Source organism: Acinetobacter lactucae, assembly GCF_013122135.1.
Classification (GTDB): Bacteria; Pseudomonadota; Gammaproteobacteria; order Pseudomonadales; family Moraxellaceae; genus Acinetobacter; species Acinetobacter lactucae.
In genome coordinates, this window is the sequence record NZ_CP053391.1 from 144,920 (window position 1) to 162,490 (window position 17,571).

At 38.7% G+C, this 17,571-nt stretch carries 16 protein-coding genes; 10 read left to right on the plus strand and 6 right to left on the minus strand.

The window, feature by feature from the left end; genetic code table 11:
* Nucleotides 1-127: 127 nt before the first annotated feature.
* The 3 genes from HLV59_RS00665 to dsbD are packed head-to-tail and all read left to right on the plus strand — an operon-like array spanning nt 128 to nt 3,298.
* On the plus strand, nt 128-673 hold the full coding sequence (locus tag HLV59_RS00665; protein WP_005066773.1) for an ankyrin repeat domain-containing protein: 546 nt from the start codon (nt 128-130) through the stop codon (nt 671-673).
* 12 nt (nt 674-685) lie between these two features.
* Nucleotides 686-1,453: a transporter gene (locus HLV59_RS00670; RefSeq protein WP_171429091.1), complete on the plus strand. Its 768-nt coding sequence runs from the start codon at nt 686-688 to the stop codon at nt 1,451-1,453.
* Nucleotides 1,454-1,471: 18 nt separating this feature from the next.
* Nucleotides 1,472-3,298, plus strand: a complete 1,827-nt coding sequence (gene dsbD / locus HLV59_RS00675) for a protein-disulfide reductase DsbD (RefSeq protein WP_062850296.1) — start codon at nt 1,472-1,474, stop codon at nt 3,296-3,298.
* Here the strand turns inward: dsbD and HLV59_RS00680 are convergent.
* Both HLV59_RS00680 and HLV59_RS00685 read right to left on the minus strand, forming a co-directional pair.
* Nucleotides 3,293-4,486: a GGDEF domain-containing protein gene (locus HLV59_RS00680; protein ID WP_171429093.1), complete on the minus strand. Its 1,194-nt coding sequence runs from the start codon at nt 4,484-4,486 to the stop codon at nt 3,293-3,295. The two genes, dsbD and HLV59_RS00680, sit on opposite strands and share 6 nt — an antisense overlap.
* Nucleotides 4,487-4,660: 174 nt before the next feature.
* Nucleotides 4,661-5,572: an alpha/beta hydrolase gene (locus HLV59_RS00685; RefSeq protein WP_016143795.1), complete on the minus strand. Its 912-nt coding sequence runs from the start codon at nt 5,570-5,572 to the stop codon at nt 4,661-4,663.
* Between the two features lie 152 nt (nt 5,573-5,724).
* On the opposite strand from HLV59_RS00685, the gene HLV59_RS00690 reads away from it, so the two are divergent.
* A complete protein-coding gene (locus HLV59_RS00690) occupies nt 5,725-6,162 on the plus strand; it encodes a DUF2147 domain-containing protein (protein ID WP_171429095.1) in 438 nt (145 codons plus the stop codon).
* A 37-nt stretch (nt 6,163-6,199) separates the two neighbouring features.
* Here the strand turns inward: HLV59_RS00690 and HLV59_RS00695 are convergent, their stop codons facing one another.
* Together HLV59_RS00695 and HLV59_RS00700 are read right to left on the minus strand one after the other, a co-directional pair.
* Nucleotides 6,200-6,550: an arsenate reductase gene (locus HLV59_RS00695; RefSeq protein ID WP_046811811.1), complete on the minus strand. Its 351-nt coding sequence runs from the start codon at nt 6,548-6,550 to the stop codon at nt 6,200-6,202.
* 453 nt (nt 6,551-7,003) lie between these two features.
* Nucleotides 7,004-7,828 (minus strand): exodeoxyribonuclease III, encoded by an 825-nt coding sequence (locus HLV59_RS00700; RefSeq protein WP_125739501.1) that lies wholly within the window; start codon nt 7,826-7,828, stop codon nt 7,004-7,006.
* A 38-nt stretch (nt 7,829-7,866) separates the two neighbouring features.
* On the opposite strand from HLV59_RS00700, the gene pyrE reads away from it, so the two are divergent.
* The 3 genes from pyrE (at nt 7,867) to HLV59_RS00715 (ending at nt 10,580) form a co-directional block, all read left to right on the plus strand.
* Nucleotides 7,867-8,517, plus strand: coding sequence for an orotate phosphoribosyltransferase (pyrE, locus tag HLV59_RS00705; protein ID WP_057106169.1), 651 nt, complete (start codon nt 7,867-7,869; stop codon nt 8,515-8,517).
* 358 nt (nt 8,518-8,875) lie between these two features.
* Nucleotides 8,876-9,643: a helix-turn-helix domain-containing protein gene (locus HLV59_RS00710; protein ID WP_171429097.1), complete on the plus strand. Its 768-nt coding sequence runs from the start codon at nt 8,876-8,878 to the stop codon at nt 9,641-9,643.
* A gap of 97 nt (nt 9,644-9,740) precedes the next feature.
* Nucleotides 9,741-10,580 (plus strand): sterol desaturase family protein, encoded by an 840-nt coding sequence (locus HLV59_RS00715; RefSeq protein ID WP_171429100.1) that lies wholly within the window; start codon nt 9,741-9,743, stop codon nt 10,578-10,580.
* Nucleotides 10,581-11,012: 432 nt separating this feature from the next.
* Here HLV59_RS00715 and HLV59_RS00720 read toward each other — a convergent pair whose 3' ends face one another.
* Both HLV59_RS00720 and HLV59_RS00725 read right to left on the minus strand, forming a co-directional pair.
* A complete protein-coding gene (locus HLV59_RS00720) occupies nt 11,013-13,199 on the minus strand; it encodes a TonB-dependent receptor (protein ID WP_216606748.1) in 2,187 nt (728 codons plus the stop codon).
* A gap of 229 nt (nt 13,200-13,428) precedes the next feature.
* Nucleotides 13,429-13,641: a DUF1737 domain-containing protein gene (locus HLV59_RS00725; RefSeq protein WP_057106086.1), complete on the minus strand. Its 213-nt coding sequence runs from the start codon at nt 13,639-13,641 to the stop codon at nt 13,429-13,431.
* Between the two features lie 160 nt (nt 13,642-13,801).
* On the opposite strand from HLV59_RS00725, the gene gshB reads away from it, so the two are divergent.
* From gshB to murC, 3 genes are all read left to right on the plus strand, one after another.
* Nucleotides 13,802-14,746, plus strand: coding sequence for a glutathione synthase (gshB, locus tag HLV59_RS00730; protein WP_171429103.1), 945 nt, complete (start codon nt 13,802-13,804; stop codon nt 14,744-14,746).
* Nucleotides 14,747-14,983: 237 nt separating this feature from the next.
* The gene (murG, locus tag HLV59_RS00735; RefSeq protein ID WP_057106088.1) at nt 14,984-16,081 is read left to right on the plus strand and encodes an undecaprenyldiphospho-muramoylpentapeptide beta-N-acetylglucosaminyltransferase; all 1,098 of its coding nucleotides are present in this window, start codon (nt 14,984-14,986) and stop codon (nt 16,079-16,081) included.
* A gap of 11 nt (nt 16,082-16,092) precedes the next feature.
* On the plus strand, nt 16,093-17,541 hold the full coding sequence (gene murC, locus HLV59_RS00740; RefSeq protein ID WP_125698196.1) for a UDP-N-acetylmuramate--L-alanine ligase: 1,449 nt from the start codon (nt 16,093-16,095) through the stop codon (nt 17,539-17,541).
* Nucleotides 17,542-17,571: the final 30 nt, after the last annotated feature.

Below are 17,571 nucleotides of genomic sequence, written 5' to 3' on the forward strand. Positions count from 1 at the left end.
GCTTTTTTTATATTTGATGAAAATAAAACTATTCACAACATTAGGTTTGCAATGCGATGCAATCAACCTCTAAAATCTTCAGATGAGATTAGGCATAATAGCCCTAATATATTTTTGAGAGATGGTCATGTTAACCACCCAGCAGCAAGCTTTAATTAAAGCCATAGAAGAATTAGAACTCGCGCAAGTGCAAAAATTACTTGCTGAAGGACTTGATCCGAACTTTATTGATCCGGAACAAGGACCACCTGTATCAATCATTTGTGATGGAATTTTTAAATGGTGGGAAGATGTATCAGAAGCTTATGAAGCGGGTACACCCTTATCAAAAGAAGAAAAGCAACAATCACTACAAGTCTACCTCGATATTCTCGAAGCGTTGATTCAAGCTAAAGCCAACGTACACCTTTGGGATGCAGAAGAGTTTTATGGTCCTTTATGGGATGCGGCAAGCTCAGCATGTGCGCCAGCCGTTCAACGTTTATTAAATGAAAAAGTTGATCCAAACACACGTGATGAAGAAGGACTCACTATTTTATCTTCAATCAGTCAGTTGTTCTTTGATTGTGACTTTGATGAAATAGATTGGTCAGAAGCGCTTCAAGAAGAGCGTGAAACACTAGAGTTGTTGCGCCAACATGGGGCAAAAATGTCAAAAGAACTAACTACTTGATTGGATAATAGAATGAGAACATTTCAAATTTTAACTTTTGCTTTGACCACTGTTGCCGCAGGAAGTACTTTTGCCGCAGAGTTCTCTTTTGACCGTCCCGGTGCTGGAATGGGAACAGGGATTACTCCTGTAGGTAATTTGGCTTGGGAGCAAGGATTACCGAGTGTAACCTATACTGAGTCGACTGTTGACGGTGTTAAAGAAAAGACCGTAACTTTAAATCAGGATATGTTATTCCGTACCGGTTTAGCGCGTGACTTGGAATTACAATTAGGATGGCAAGGTCCGGCATGGACTCAAACTAAACGTGCTGGTAAAAAACATGACACGTCAGGTTTTGGTGATGTCAGCATCGGTTTAAAAAAAGCAATTGATTTAAAAGATGATAGATTGTCTATGGCTGTGTTAGCTGAAGCGATCATTGCCATTGGAAATGATGAATTTACAGCACATGACGATATTTATAGTTTAAGTTCAGCAGTAGCTTACCAATATAGTGATTTAGTGGGTACTTCAATTACCATGCGCTATGAAGTGCAAAATAGTGATTGGGCTGTGACAGCAGTACCGACAATTGACTATAAAATTGCAGGTAAGCTGTCAGGCTATTCTGAGTTCATTTACCGTAAAGCTGAAAGCCAAGATTATGAATATGGTTTAGGTACAGGTTTAGTCTACGCCGTAAATAATCGTACTCAGCTTGATGCAAGTATCGGAGTCGATTTGAACGGTCAAGACAAGAGCTACAACGGTGGCTTAGGCGTGGCGTTCTTGTTCTAATCAAAGCAATTTAAATTTATGTTAATGAAAAAGCTTATTCATCAGGGAATTCTTTATTTTCTAGCAGTTGCTGTTTGTGTATTTAGCCAGTTGGTTTCTGCGCAAGATAAGCTACTTTCACCCGAACAAGCTTTTTCATTTTCGGTTGAATCTTCTGAGCCGCATACTGCGAATTTATCTTGGCAGATTCAGCCAAATTACTATCTTTATCAGCATAAATTTTCCGTACAACAAGGTACTCAACCTTTAGCTTTAAAGTTACCTAAAGCGATTGCCCAATATGATGAAAACTATGGGCAAAGTCAGGTTTACTACCATCAAGTTAATTTCCAAATTAAGACTAAGCCTTCAGAACACTATAGTGTGACTTGGCAGGGCTGTGCCAAAGACCGTATTTGTTATCCGCCCCAAACCATTGAGTTTCAAACCGATGCTGATGGCCTAGTGGGTGTACAAAATCAAGCAGGAACAGCGCCAAAAAGATTATTGGATTTAGCAAATACACAATCAGACGCTTCCTCGGGTTCAGAATCTTTAGAAAAAGAGCAGAGTACAGAGGCAGTAGCTGATACAACTACACCTCAAATCGCGCAAGATCAGATCTGGTCAGCCAAGTTAATTGAAAACTCGCTGTGGTATGGGGTTTTATTATTTTTAGGTTTAGGCATGTTGCTCGCATTCACGCCATGTTCTTTACCAATGCTACCTATTTTGACTTCGTTGATTATTCGAGAGCATAAAGGTTTAAAAGCGTGGACCATTGCACTTACTTTTGTGTGTAGCATGGCATTGGTTTACGCAGGCTTGGGTTTAATTGCTTCTTCGGCAGGCTTAAATTTCCAACGCTGGTTACAACAGCCAGCAACTTTAATTGCTTTTAGTTTGCTGTTTATTATCTTTGCTCTGAACTTATTTGGTTTGTTTGAGCTTCGTTTACCGCAAACATGGTTAAACCGACTTGACCGTATTCAGTCAATGCAACAAGGTGGCACTTTAGTGGGTGCTGGCGTCATGGGTGTGGTTTCTGCACTCTTGGTGGGTCCTTGTATGACTGCACCTCTGGCTGGAACTTTATTATTTATTTCTCAAACGCAAAATCAGTGGCAAGGCGCTTTGCTTTTATTCTGCCTAGGTTTTGGAATGGGAATTCCGTTGTTGCTGGCAAGTATTTTAGGGGCAAAATTCTTGCCTAAAGCGGGCGACTGGATGCATCAGATTAAAGTGATTTTTGCTTTTCTGATGTTGGGGTTAAGCCTTTATTTTATTCGTCCTTTATTGCCAGATTGGGGCATGCAAGCACTTAGTCTTGTATTAGGTCTCGCTTTTATAGCCTATGCTGTTTATCAGTTTTTCTGGAAAAAAGGACAGCTACAATGGCTCTACGCGATTTTATTATTAATCGTTACACCTTTTGTAGCCTATAACCAATACCAACACATTCAAAATCGAACTTTGCAAAGTTCTAATCATATGGCCGAGTGGCATATTGCAACTACAGCAGCGGACTTTGAGAAAATTTTAGCAGCAGCGCCTACAGATCGAGCTATTGTCGTTGATGTCTATGCAGACTGGTGTGTTGCCTGCCAACCGATTGAGCATCGTATTTTAAAATCACCTGAGGTTCAGGCTGCTCTTGCACCATATTATTTAATTAAGCTTGATTTGAGTCATTATGACCAGTCACATGAAGCGCTACTCAAACAATGGAATATTTTAGGTCCACCGACCTATCTATTTTTAAGCCCAGAGCAAAAAGAGATTCGTGCTTTACGTTTAACAGGTGCTTTTAGTCAGCAAGAGCTTTTGCAACAACTTGCGAGCTTGGCAAAACTAAAAGATTCATAAGGTAATCATCGTTTCGATCTGATGAAATGTACGTACTTGATTGCGTCCAGAAGCTTTTACCGCATAGAGTGCTTGGTCTGCCTGACGAATAACTAGATAAGGGTCCTGTGCAAAAGCTGAGCTACTTACCCCAAAGCTCGCACTAATATGAATGGGGTTATTTTGAGTACTAAAAACGGGCAGTTCTTCTAAGGCGTGGCGACAGCGTTCAGCAATTTTTTCTGCTTGAATAATATCGGTGTGGGGAAGTAGTAAAATAAACTCTTCCCCGCCAAAACGTCCAATAATGTCCTCGCTACGCAAGTTCTCGGAAAGACATTGAGCAATTTCAATTAAAACCTGATCACCTTGATGATGGCCGTATATATCATTAATTTTTTTAAAATGATCGATATCAAGAAGTACCACTGCATAATCTAATTGTTGTTGGTGTAGCGACTCTAAATACGTATTTAAACTACGTCTATTTAATACATTAGTTAAAGGGTCAATTTGGCTTAAACGCTGAATATAAGTTTCTCGCTGACGCCATTGGGTAAGTAATATTTCAAATAAAATAAAACAGGCCAATAAGATGGGCATAATAAAAAAAGCCATACTTCCTAACCAAAATGGGTTAGTTTGAGCACGCTGCATAGCAATCAGATTAAATAAAGGCGCATAAGGCAAAAAACCTTTCATACTTAAATACGTACACACCGTTAAAATAATCGTTGCAGGGACAAGGGCGCTATAAACGATTTTACGGTCAAATAACACCAGACCGACTCCAATCGTGCCTACATAGCCGACCATAGTGGCTGGACTAATGCTGCCAATTAAATACCCATCATGACATAGCATGAGTGCAAAGAACTGCACACTAATGAAAGGAATAACTCTCTGAACCCATTCATCATTTTTGTAGCGATAACAGGGAATAATTAAAATGATTAATAAAAATAAGGTAAATAAATTGAGCCAGATTTGTGATTCAACTAAAGGCAGATTTGCCCATTGCCAGACACTGGGTGTAATTAAAATATAGCCTTTCCATAAAATCCAACTGAAATTCATCGCACAGGCAAGTGTGAGCATCAGTGCACTTTTTTGTAATGGTGTCCAGTTGATGATGTGATTATTGTGGATGAAATCGATTATCACCTGTTTTGTTCTATGAATGGGATGAGTGATTAAACGATTTTTCATAGTAAGTAAGGGCTCCTAAATATAGATGCCTCTTTGTTAGACCATCCTAAAATTGGATTGTTTAAATAATTTGTATTTTAAACATACCATGATTTTCATTTTATAGATGATGACTTTTTATAAAGAAAATGATGCGAAAAGTTTTGTTCACTCTCCACATCATTTATAGATAAATTAAGTTTTATCGAGTTCGTGGGCAAATTCAGCAATATCTGCCAATGCTTGTTTTGCCTCATCAAACCATGCATTAAACATCTGGAAGTTATGCCACATGCCTGTATAAAGTTTGAATTGAACTTTAACGCCAGCATCTTCAGCTTTTTCTCTAAAACGTTTGGCATCGTCTAATAAGATTTCTTTCGACCCCACTTGAACCAAAGTGGGCGGTAGGCCATGCAAGTCATCGAAAATAGGCGAAACGCGTGGATCATCAGCTGCAATATGATTGCCTATATAGTATTGCGTACCTGTTTGTAGGGCTTCAATAGACAATAACGCATCATGTTTTTTATTAAATCTGAGAGACTCACTCGTGAGTGTTAAATCCAAAAATGGAGACAATAAAATCAGACCACTTGGCATGAGCTCCGGTTGTTCTTTTAAACGTAAGCAAAGTGCTAGTGCTAAATTTGCCCCGCATGAATCACCCGATAAAATAATATCTTTCGGCTGAATGCCTTGTACCACTAAAGATTGATAGATGTCATATAGAGCTTCAGTTGCCTCAGGATAAGGATGCTCTGGTGCAAGTGGATAGTCCACATGAATAACTTGCATTTGAGTACGGGCAGCGAGATCTGTCATAAAAGCATGGTGTGTTTTGACACTGCCTAAGAAAAAAGCGCCGCCGTGAATGTGAAAAATCAGTTGAGTCGCAGAATCTTGCGGTTTGATTTCTTCACCTTTAATACCTGCTAACCGAATTGGGCGCACAGAAACATTTTTTTGTCGTGGAAAAGCACGACACATCTGATCTAGAACGGGACGTAAGGCAGTAGCCGGCAAATTTAGCTGGCTTGGCTTGCGAATTGTTGTTTTAAGAAAAGTTTCTGTAAAATAATATTTCCAAACATTTGGTATATTCATAGAGCATCCATTTTTATGCTAGTTTCTTGTTTTCTTGTAAATTTTATTTTGCAAGATTACAAGGTTACACGAAACAGTCACATTCAAAAATTGCAATATCTTTGCGACTTCTGAATACTAAAAATCTTGAAAGACCCAAGGATATTACAAAAATGAAAAAGATTGCTTTAGCTCTAGGACTCATTGGTATGGCTGCATTTGCCAATGCGGCTGATACACTCAATGGAACGGTATGGAAAACGATTGATGATCAGACCAACAAGCCAAAAGCCGTAGTGAAATTTACGGAACAGAAGGACGGAACCTTAACTGCAACCATTCAAAACATTTTGACACCGGGCGAAGAAAACGCTTGTACAAAATGTGAAGGTCCGTATAAAAACAAACCACTTAAAGGTGTCACCATTGTACATAATTTAAAAAATGTAGGTGGTAACAATTATGAAAACGGTACGATTTTAGACCCAAAATCTGGTAAAACTTACAAATTGAAAGGTGAGTTAACCGATGGCGGTAAAAAGCTTAAATTACGTGGTTATATTGGCGTTTCTGCACTTGGTCGTAACCAAACATGGATTCGCGCGAACTAAAAGTTTTAATAAAAAACGAGCCAAATGGCTCGTTTTTTTACGCTTGAATATTTTGATAAGCGGTTTCATCAAAACCTACAATGAAACCTTGAGAAGTTTTTAACACGGGTCTTTTAATCAAACTTGGTTGAGCAATGAGTGCTTCAATGAGGTTTTCTTCACTGCTTAGAGCACGATTTTGTTCTTCTTCTGAAAGCTTGCGCCATGTCGTGCCTTTTTTATTGAGAACAGTATCTTGTCCAATTTCTTTTAACCAGATTTTTAAAGTATCTGCATCAATGCCTTGTTTTTTATAATCATGAAAATCATAGTTAAGCCCTTTAGCCTGTAAGGCATCAAATGCTTTTTTCATTGAGTTACAGTTTTTAATTCCATAAATTTTTAACATTTTATCGGACCATGTCAAAAAGAGAGAGCACACAGCCTAACCCAAAATGCTTTCAAGCACTACTTTATACCGATACTTTTAAAACAAATGAAAATTAATGATTAATCAAAAGTGAGGTGTCATGTTATTGTCATAAGACAAGGCGATAATGAGCTTAATAAGAAGAAGTTAAAACTAAAAAAACTTAGCGCAAAATAAGAGACTAAAAAAGAGAAAACCCGCATTTAATCATCCTGATCATGCGGGTCTCATTTCAACGTCCAATGTCACATCCTTGCAAATAAACTTATCATAAGTTTATTTTATCTTCCTACGGCGTCCTATCCTTTTGCGTCATCCTGACTGCTTCCCTGTGCCGTGGGGCTATAATGCCGTTAAAGCTGTGTAAGAAAAATACTCAAAAACGACATGTGCTGTAAGCGAAAACGACAATGTAAGTGAACAAGTGTTCACTTACTCTTGAATTTTATAGTCAATAATGACAGGTGCATGGTCACTAAACCATTGATCTTTAAAGACCCATGCGTTGATTACACGTGTTTTCCAGTCTGGTGAGCACGCTTGATAGTCAATACGCCACCCTACATTTTTTGCACGCGCTTGACCGCGATTTGACCACCATGAATAAAGTTCCGCTTCTGTGCGAACTACACGGAAAGTATCGACATAGCCAAGTTCATCGTAAATATGGTCAAGCCATGCACGTTCATGTGGTAAACAACCAGATGATTTCTGGTTACCTGACCAGTTTTTAATATCTATTCGTTTATGAACAATGTTGTAGTCACCACAAATGATGACTGACTTGTTTTCATCACGCCATTGCTTCAAGATTTTTGCGTATTCACCTAAAAATAAATCTTTACGTGCTTGCGCTTCTTCACCACTTGAGCCCGAAGGTAAGTATAATGACGCAATATGTACCGGATGTGACAAACCTAAATCGAATTCCGCAGAAATAAAGCGGCCCTGACTGTCAGCTAGCTCAAACCCTAAACCATCTTTAACAGAGACAAAGGGTAGGCGGCTATATATCGCAGTCCCCGCGTAACCTGCACGCTCTGCTGGAAAGAGATGGGTATGCCATCCTTCGGGTCTAAATTTTTCAGTCCATTGTTCATGGGTAATGCGGCTTTCCTGCATGCATACGACATCGGCATCTGATTGTTCTAACCATTCAAGTAAGCCTTTCGTTACTGAAGAACGTAAGCCATTTACGTTAATGGAAACGACTCGAAGAATTTTTACATCACTTGGATACTGATCCTTTGGTATCATGCGAAAATTTAACCTCAATTGTGAATTTGGAGCACCTCATGACAACGCCTGTGTCATTTCACCCGCAAGCATTTATCGAACTCGCATTATCACGCGGTGTGCTTAAATTTGGTGAGTTTACTTTAAAATCTGGACGCGTGAGTCCTTATTTTTTTAATGCAGGCCTACTCAACGATGGTGAAGCTTTATCTCTTTTAGCACAAGGCTATGCCGATAAATTAACACAATGTGAAAATGTTGATGTGATTTTTGGACCAGCTTACAAAGGTATTCCGTTTGTAGCAGCGACTGCTGTTGCTTTGTCGCAAACACATAACAAGAGCGTGCCATGGGGCTTTAACCGTAAAGAAGCAAAAGATCATGGTGAAGGCGGTGTATTAGTTGGTGCTGCGGTTGAAGGTAAAAAAGTCTGGATTATTGATGACGTAATTACCGCAGGTACTGCTATTCGTGAAGTCGTAACGATTTTGAAAAATGCTGGTGCAACTATCGCTGGTGTATTAGTTGCGCTAGATCGTCAAGAACGTGGTCAAGGTGAGCTTTCTGCAATTCAAGAAGTTCAAAAAGAGTTAGAAATTCCTGTACACGCACTCATTACCATGAAAGATTTAATGGATTATTTGGAAGCCAAAGGTGAAAGTGAAGCTTTGGCGAAAATGGAAGCCTACCGTATGAAATACGGCATCTAAGTCTATATTGAATTGAAAAAAGGAAGCGATGGCTTCCTTTTTCATTTATCAGAGGATTAAATTGTTGAGTAGATCTCATTAAATTTGAAAAAAATGGGTTGAATCATAGTCGTGGAACGTGAAAAAGCCCAATCGAGTGTGACTGGGTTTAAGTAAGTGAAATAAGAAATTGATTTAAAAAGAATTTCGTATGACTGCATTATGTTAACTCTAGAATTTCTTAAATTAAAAGAAATCAAGTTTTTATTTTTGAGGACTCTTAAATTTTATATATTCCATCTCAATACTAATGTAACTGAATTATTTAAATATCTTTATAAAGCATTCAATTTTAGCGTTAATCTTGTAAAATATAAACATGATAAAAAAAGAGCAGTCATCACATTGGCAAGGTCAGATGGCTATTGGTTTGGGTTACGGTTATTTTTGTGGACAAGCAGGAGATAACAGACCACATCGACATCTTGCGCATCAGATCACTTTTCCCCTCGATCCACTACAATTTATGCAGATTATTGGATACGAGCAGTTATATACGGGTAGGGGTTTTTTCATTCCAGCAAATACTGTGCATCAGTTACAGAAAGGCAAGTATTGCTCGATTTATTTGGATGGAACTTATTATTTAGGGCAGGCTATACATCAATTTTTTGCCTCAACTTCTCAGATACAAATACTGCCAACAACGCTTCTGGAGCAATTGCGGCTTTATTTTTTGCATACTAATAATATTACCAAAGCCTTTGCTCAATTACAGTGCTATTTTGATTGTATGGTAGCTAGTGAACGTGCTCAATTAATGAATGGCTATATCTATCAACATCTATTATATAATTATGTTCCTTCACGTCAGGAGCTGGCAGCGTTACATCACTTATCTGAAAGTCGTCTAGCACACTGGTTCAATTCCCATTTTGGTATTTCATTACGTAGTTATCGCAAGTGGTTACGCTTGATTATTGCACTTAAAAATCTACATGAAGAAAATAATTTAACTGCAGCAGCGTATCAGAGTGGCTTTACCGATCAAGCACATTTTTCTAGAACCTGTATGCAAATGTTTGGCATCCAACCTTCGGCTATCAAAAACATTCAAAACAAGATGATCTTGTTGCCTGAATCTTAAGTAAGTTCACTTTTTAAATAAAATATAGCCGTTTTATTCAATTTAAACATCAAACAATCCTGCATGGTAGTGATCAATCTAAATAGAGGACATCATCATGCTAAAGTATAGTCATTTTTTAATACGTTATTTGAGTTATCCGATTTTATCTGTTACGACCTTAGCAATAGTATTATTGATGGCTTATCAAAAAATACCCTATTGGCCATCCGCACTAGTATGCATTGTATCCATTAGCGCTATGGTTGCAATTTTAGAGCGCTTTTTGCCATATCAGCAAAAATGGTTACATGATCAAGAGGATACATTCACTGACATTTTTCATGCGATTTTTAATGTAGCACTTATTCTAATAACCGCAACAATTTTACAATTTATCCTGAAGTTCGAGTTTTTTTCTAAATTATGGCCTATTCAATGGCCAATATGGATACAATTTTTACTGGTGGGGATAATTATCGATTTTGGTTTATGGTATATGCATAAACTGAGTCATCGTCGGCGCTGGTTGTGGAAATTACATGCCATTCACCATCAACCTAAACGCTTATATTGGTTAAATGGTGAAAAACGTCACCCATTAAGTGCGATTGCACTAGCAACACCTAGTTTATTGGTGTTAACGATATTAGGGGCACCAACCTTGCTGATAGGTTGTTGGCTAACCTTTACTGCGGTACATTTAAGTTTTCAACACGCCAACTTAGACTATCGGGCAGGGCTATTAAAACATGTATTTGCTGTTGCTGAAGTACATCGTTGGCACCATAAACAGGGCTTTGGCAGTAAAAATTTTGCCGAGGTTTTTGTGATTTGGGATCATATTTTTGGCACTTTTCACTACGAAGAAAAAGCAGTTTCTGCAGATAGTTTGGGCATTCGTACCCCTATATCGAATCGATATTTCAAGCAGTTGTTGTGGCCATTTAAAAAATAGCTCTAATCATAGTTCTTGGACTATGAAATGGTCTAATTAAATCATCAATAACTTTAGAATTATCAGGTATTGATGATTTAAATTTTAATGTATAGAAGTTGAAGTAACTAAACGACAAACTGAAGGGTTGGTGAGAAATCACAGCAAATGCCAATTGGTATATGACTTTTAATTTTAAAAAGTACCGTGCTGATCTATCTAGAGTTTAGCCTTATTTAATAGTTCATTTAACATAGTCGTGAATCTACGAAATCTTTCTCATCACACTTTTTACACTCTAGCATCATGCCTAATTTCTCTTTGCATCCTTGTTCAGTCATCCCAAAGGCGAAAAAGAAGCGTTAGCAAATATGCAAGCTTATCGCGAGAAATATGGTATTTAAAAATAAAAAAGCATACCCCTAAATAGGGGTATGCTTTTTTAATATTTACTTAAAACTGATAATTCAAACGCAATAATACATTACGTGGAGTGCCTGGCATGCTGTCTGAGCGCCAGTACTCTTTATTGGTAAGGTTATTTACCGCAAGTGTGACATTCCATGGATCTGCACTATAACCAATCGCTGCATCAACACGGTTAAAGCCTTCCATTTTTACTTGATTATTAATATTTGGATAATACGAACCTACATAGGTTACCCCCACCTCTGTATACCACTGCTCGGTTGGTAAATAACGAACAAATAAATTACCCGTATTTTTAGATGTGTTGGCTAAAGAGTTACCTTCTTGTTCAGGCTTTTGTTTGTCTTCTTTTACCTTAGCATCTGTGTAGCCATAACCACCGCGAACAAAGACATTATCAAGTACACGACCAATAAAGCTAAATTCGAGACCACGTGATTGATGCTGTCCCGCAGTTGCCCATACCTCTGGTTGTTCATCAGGTTTTGGTTTATAGCGGATATTATTTTTACGAATATCAAAGACAGAAAATTGAGTATTTAAACGATTATCTAACCATTCGCTTTTTACCCCAACTTCATATTGCTCGTTATATTGAGGCTCTTTATCCATTTTTGTGACATCGGTGCTTCCAGTAACTTGGTTAACACCCATTTGTCCACCAAACGGTGCAAAGCTCTTAGAGTAAGACGTATAAAAGCTATGTTCAGGAAGCGGTTGCCATACCAAACCAACATTTGGGCTAAAGCTGCCATCTTTTACATTACGGTGTTCTTTAGTCAGCTTGTTGGTGGTTGAAAAGTCAAAGTAATCGTAGCGCACACCCATCATGAGTTTAAGTTGGTCATTTAGACCAATTAAATCTTGAATAAATACGCCGTAAGTTGTGCCTTCATTATAGTTATGCTGTCTCATCTTTAATGGGCCATTGCCACGGCTATATTCACGTTCGCCTGTGAATGGATTAACGTAGCCGTAAATAGAACCATTCTGAGCTTCATTTGCTAAGCGTGGTTCTCGTTGTTCATAAGTCCAGTCTGTACCCATCATGATTTGATGTTCAAGCGAACCTGTTTTGAACTTGCCCTTAATATCAAATGTATTGGTGGTGGTTTTATTGCTGGTTTGTTGCCAGTAGTAAATTTGATTGATGTAGCCTTTTTTAGTGTTGCATTCTTTACCTTTTAGGTCGTTTCCATCTAACCCACAATACGTTCCAAAGTAAAAGTGATCAAAGTTCTGTTCTGCTTGTCGATAACTTGCTGCCCAGTGGAAGTTCCAATCAGGCGCATATTGATAATTCACATCGGTACGCACAACTTGCAAAATATCATCAACATAATCGCCCTCTTGGGCAAATCCCATTTTAATTGAAGTTCCCGCAGGCAAGTTTTCATATGCTGGACCACGATCAGGTACACGACCTAATTTGTCATAGGTATATTGCGTGGTCCAAGTGAGTGTTCCATCGTCATTTTTATAAGTGAAACTTGGTGAAAACATTTCAATCTTATTTTCAATGCCAGAGCGGAAGCTGCCTGACTCGCCATATTCTCCAGTTAAACGTACTGCTAGATTGTCATTAAGTACTTGGTTGATGTCAGCCGTTGTTCCGTAGTTATCATATGAACCAGCGTACGCACCAACTGAACTTTTAGAGTCAAAATTGGCGAACTTACTCACCATATTCACAACCCCGCCGCCAGCACTACGGCCATATAAAACAGAGGCGGGGCCTTTTAAAATTTCAATACGTTCGATATTTGCTGTACTACGACGTACTTGTCCGCTTTCACGTATGCCATCGCGGTAAATATCACCTGTATCAGCACCAAAACCACGAATCGTGATCCCATCACCGCGCATATCGTAACTGGTTGATACGCCAGGGGTGCCTTGTAGCATAACGCTTAAATCATTCGATCCATAAATTTTATATTTCTGAACATCAATGGTATCAACGGTTTGAGGGATATCTTTTTTGTCTAAACCATTGCGTGTGACATTGGCTTTGTCATAGTCGATATAACTTTTAATTGGGTCGAGTTCACTCATGGCCTCAATTTTTATGGTGGGCATGGTAGCGGCGACTTTTGATGAGTCAGTCACATCTTCTGCATAGGCACCTTGAATATGCAAGATCATTAAACTGAGTAAGCTCAGTGGAAAAAGACGCTTCATTTGGGGAGATGGTGTAGAAATGCTTAACATAAAAATAAAGTCAATTAACAAAAATAAAAGTATAAATGATAATTATAATCATTTAATTGTTTAGAATAAAAGAAATATTACCTTAAAAAATGACATATTTATTTTTTAATAACTGATTTTTGGTAAGTTAATTAGAAAATTAAACAAATTCTATGAGTTGACTCATTAGTTTTTCTTGTTAATTAGGTTTTAAAGGGGACTTTTGTCGATTAAAAGCACCCTTCTGGAATTACGCGTTATTTTTGAGGACATCTAAAATATCCAGTTCTGGATCATAATTTTCATCAATTGTTTTGCAAATTGCTTGTCCCACAATGACATGCGTGCCGTTAAAGGTCATAGTGGGTGCTTCATATAATTCCCAACCATGATTCAGTGCTTTAGTCACTCGTGCACAAAACGCAGAATCATCCGGGCCAGTTAAATAGCGATAAAGTTTCATGTTTAGCCTTTAAAAATAATATTTTATGAGCATAGTTTAACTGAATTTATCTTAATTCAAGATAAAGAAATAACTGATAAGGTTTTACTGAAATTAAGAAAAACCAGTGAAAAATCTCAGTTATACTCATGCTAATTTAAATTTTAAGAAGAGCTTGAGCATGCGTGTACTTGTCGTCATGGATCCGATTGAAACCGTAAACCTTAAAAAGGATTCAACCATGGCAATGTTGTGGGCGGCGAGCCGTCGTGGACATGAATTAGGTTATGCATTACAACAAGATTTATATATCGATCAAGGAAAAGCTTACGGTCTCATTTCACCGTTAAAGGTGTTCGAAGATTACAACCATTACTATGAGCTAGGCGAAAAGAAAAAAGAATCTATCGCGGCTTACGATGTTGTGCTCATGCGTAAAGATCCGCCGTTTGATATGAACTTTGTCTACACGACTTATGTGCTTGAGCAAGCTGAGCGCGAAGGTTCATGGATTATTAATAAGCCTCAGTCATTGCGTGATTGCAATGAAAAACTTTTTGCAACGCAATTTCCAGAACTACAAGTACCTACACTTGTGACATCGCAACAAAGTTTAATCCGTGAATTTATTAAAGAACATGGCGATGTCATTGTTAAGCCACTTGATGGTATGGGTGGTATGGGTATTTTCCGTTTATACCAAGACGGTGTAAATATTGGTTCTACTCTAGAAATGCTGACAGAGCTTGGTACACGTCCAATTATGGCACAGCGCTACATTCCTGAAATTGTAGAAGGGGATAAGCGTATTTTAATGGTAAACGGTGAGCCTATTCCTTACTGTTTAGCTCGTATTCCACAAAATGGTGAAGTGCGCGGTAACTTGGCGGCAGGCGGTTTAGGCCAAGCGCGTCCGCTTACCGAAAACGATAAGCTGATCGCGGCTAAGATCGGTCCTTTCTTACGCGAAAAAGGTTTGGTTTTTGTTGGTTTAGATGTAATTGGTAATTATGTTACTGAAATTAATGTCACTAGCCCAACCTGTATTCGTGAAATTGATGCTCAATTTGGTACATCAATTGCAGACGTTCTATTTGATGTATTAGAAGCTGGTCGTTCAGCTTAACTCGTTATTTCAGGTGGTTTTCTAAGGTATTTATGGGAAATCACCTGAAAATATATGAATTAATAAAATAACAATACTAAATACACCACAGCTTTGTAGGCATATTTTCAAAAAAGCACATCTTTCTGTTATAAACGAGTGAAATTAGCTTTTCGTTAATGAAGCTTTAGGATTAAAATAAACGGCTACAAAAATAGATGACAATTTCCATTGTTTTTTGAGTTGAAGAATTAGACCGTGACCGATTCACAGCAAAGCAAACCCAAACATGTCATGATGATGGCTGCCGGTACAGGTGGACATGTTTTCCCAGCCCTCGCCGTAGCCAAACAACTTCAACAACAAGGTTGTCAGGTTTCATGGTTAGCCACGCCAACAGGTATGGAAAATCGGTTATTAAAAGATCAAAATATTCCAATATATCAAATTGATATCCAAGGTGTTCGTGGCAATGGATTAGTCCGTAAAGTTGCTGCACCTTTTAAAATTCTAAAAGCTACTTTTAGTGCAATGCGCTATATGAAGCAGCTTAAAGTTGATGCAGTTGCAGGTTTTGGCGGTTATGTGGCGGGACCGGGTGGTCTAGCTGCACGTTTATTAGGTATTCCTGTACTTATTCACGAGCAAAATGCAGTTGCAGGTTTTACCAATGCACAGTTATCTCGTGTTGCTAAAGTGGTGTGCGAAGCATTTCCAAATACCTTTCCTGCTGGTGGAGAAGTTGTAACCACAGGAAACCCTGTGCGTCGTGAAATCACGGATATTTTAAGCCCAAAGTGGCGCTATGATGAGCGCGAGCAAGCGGGTAAGCCGTTAAATATTTTAATTGTGGGCGGATCTTTAGGTGCCAAAGCACTCAATGAGCGCTTACCTCCAGCATTAAAACAATTACAAGTTCCACTCAATATTTTTCACCAGTGTGGTCAGCAACAAGTTGAGGCAACTCAAGCACTTTATGCCGATGCACCAGCTCATTTAACTGTTCAAGTTTTGCCGTTTATTGAAGATATGGCAAAGGCTTATAGTGAGGCGGATTTAATTATTTGCCGAGCTGGAGCACTTACGGTAACAGAAGTTGCAACAGCAGGGGTGGCCGCAGTTTTTGTACCACTCCCTATAGCAGTTGATGACCATCAAACTGCAAATGCCAAATTTCTGGCCGATGTCGGTGCTGCGAAAATTTGCCAGCAATCGACCATGACACCAGATGTTTTAAATGAATTGTTCACTTCGCTGATGAACCGCCAATTACTTACAGAAATGGCAGTGAAAGCGCGTCAACATGCCCAACCAAATGCAACTCAGCATGTGGTTGATCTTATCCAAAAAATGTAATCGGATTTACTATGTCTCCATCAACAGCTGCGAACCAAGCAAAAAAACTGATTAAAGTGCCTGAAATGCGCCGTATCAAACACATTCATTTTGTGGGGATCGGTGGCGCTGGGATGTGTGGCATTGCAGAGGTTTTGGGTAACCAAGGCTATAAAATTTCCGGTTCAGACATTAAAGCGTCTAAAACTACAGAACAATTAGAGAAAAATGGCATCAAGGTTTATATTGGCCATCAACCGGAAAATATTAAAAATGCCAATGTGCTTGTAGTTTCTACAGCAATTGATCCGGAAAATCCGGAAATTAAAGCTGCGATTGAACAGCGTATTCCAATTGTACGTCGTGCAGAGATGCTAGGCGAACTTATGCGTTATCGTCATGGTATTGCTGTAGCAGGTACACATGGTAAAACCACAACTACAAGTCTTTTGACGACGATGTTGGCTGAAGAAAACCTTGATCCAACTTACGTTATTGGTGGTTTACTTAACAGTACAGGCGTAAATGCGGCATTAGGTGAAAGCCGTTTCATCGTAGCTGAAGCTGATGAATCAGACGCATCTTTCCTTTATTTACAACCAATGGCAGCGATTGTAACGAATATCGATGCTGACCATATGGATACCTATGAAGGTAGCTTTGATAAATTAAAAGATACATTTGTACAGTTCCTTCATAACTTACCATTTTATGGCTTAGCTGTAGTGTGTGGTGATGACGCCAACATTCGTGAAATTATGCCGCGTGTAGGTCGTCCGGTCATTACTTATGGTTTTAATGAAGATAATGACATTCGTGCAGTTGATATTGAACAAGATGGTATGCAATCGCACTTTACTGTGTTGCGTAAAGGCCGTGAACCATTGCGTTTAACAATTAATCAACCAGGCTTACATAATGTTTTAAATGCCTTGGCAGCAATTGGTGTTGCAACAGATGAAGGTGTTTCTGATGATGCAATTAGCCGTGCATTAGAAGGATTTAGTGGTGTAGGTCGCCGCTTCCAAGTGCAGGGTGAATTTGAACTTGCTGATGGCAACGTTAAATTAGTTGATGACTATGGACACCATCCGAAAGAAGTAGAAGCAACCATTAAAGCTGCACGCCAAAGCCATCCGGACCGTCGTTTGGTTATGTTGTTTCAGCCACACCGTTACTCTCGTACTCGCGATTGTTTTGATGACTTCATTGAAGTGCTCTCTCAAGTCGATCAACTATTATTGTTGGAAGTTTATCCTGCTGGTGAAAAGCCTATTGTGGGTGCAGACAGCCGTACTTTGGCGCGTAGTATTCGTTTACGTGGACAAGTGGAACCGATTTTGGTCGATCCGGTTGAAGGTAATTTGCAAAACATCATGAAAAATGTGTTACAACCAAATGACTTGTTATTAACGCAAGGTGCGGGTAACGTGGGAGCGATTTCAGTAGAACTTGCACAACACCATTTGTATGTGAAATAAACAAAAAGTATTGAATTATCGGGTTAAGGA

Excerpts from the sequence above, each read along its gene's own strand:
- HLV59_RS00700 (WP_125739501.1), bottom strand. The coding sequence starts at position 7,828 with ATGATACCAAAGGATCAGTATCCAAGTGATGTAAAAATTCTTCGAGTC.
- HLV59_RS00695 (WP_046811811.1), bottom strand. The coding sequence starts at position 6,550 with ATGTTAAAAATTTATGGAATTAAAAACTGTAACTCAATGAAAAAAGCA.
- HLV59_RS00680 (WP_171429093.1), bottom strand. The coding sequence starts at position 4,486 with ATGAAAAATCGTTTAATCACTCATCCCATTCATAGAACAAAACAGGTG.
- HLV59_RS00715 (WP_171429100.1), top strand. The coding sequence starts at position 9,741 with ATGCTAAAGTATAGTCATTTTTTAATACGTTATTTGAGTTATCCGATT.
- HLV59_RS00665 (WP_005066773.1), top strand. The coding sequence starts at position 128 with ATGTTAACCACCCAGCAGCAAGCTTTAATTAAAGCCATAGAAGAATTA.
- murC (WP_125698196.1), top strand. The coding sequence starts at position 16,093 with ATGTCTCCATCAACAGCTGCGAACCAAGCAAAAAAACTGATTAAAGTG.
- HLV59_RS00720 (WP_216606748.1), bottom strand. The coding sequence starts at position 13,199 with ATGTTAAGCATTTCTACACCATCTCCCCAAATGAAGCGTCTTTTTCCA.
- HLV59_RS00690 (WP_171429095.1), top strand. The coding sequence starts at position 5,725 with ATGAAAAAGATTGCTTTAGCTCTAGGACTCATTGGTATGGCTGCATTT.
- HLV59_RS00725 (WP_057106086.1), bottom strand. The coding sequence starts at position 13,641 with ATGAAACTTTATCGCTATTTAACTGGCCCGGATGATTCTGCGTTTTGT.
- pyrE (WP_057106169.1), top strand. The coding sequence starts at position 7,867 with ATGACAACGCCTGTGTCATTTCACCCGCAAGCATTTATCGAACTCGCA.
- HLV59_RS00670 (WP_171429091.1), top strand. The coding sequence starts at position 686 with ATGAGAACATTTCAAATTTTAACTTTTGCTTTGACCACTGTTGCCGCA.
- dsbD (WP_062850296.1), top strand. The coding sequence starts at position 1,472 with ATGTTAATGAAAAAGCTTATTCATCAGGGAATTCTTTATTTTCTAGCA.
- gshB (WP_171429103.1), top strand. The coding sequence starts at position 13,802 with ATGCGTGTACTTGTCGTCATGGATCCGATTGAAACCGTAAACCTTAAA.
- HLV59_RS00685 (WP_016143795.1), bottom strand. The coding sequence starts at position 5,572 with ATGAATATACCAAATGTTTGGAAATATTATTTTACAGAAACTTTTCTT.
- HLV59_RS00710 (WP_171429097.1), top strand. The coding sequence starts at position 8,876 with ATGATAAAAAAAGAGCAGTCATCACATTGGCAAGGTCAGATGGCTATT.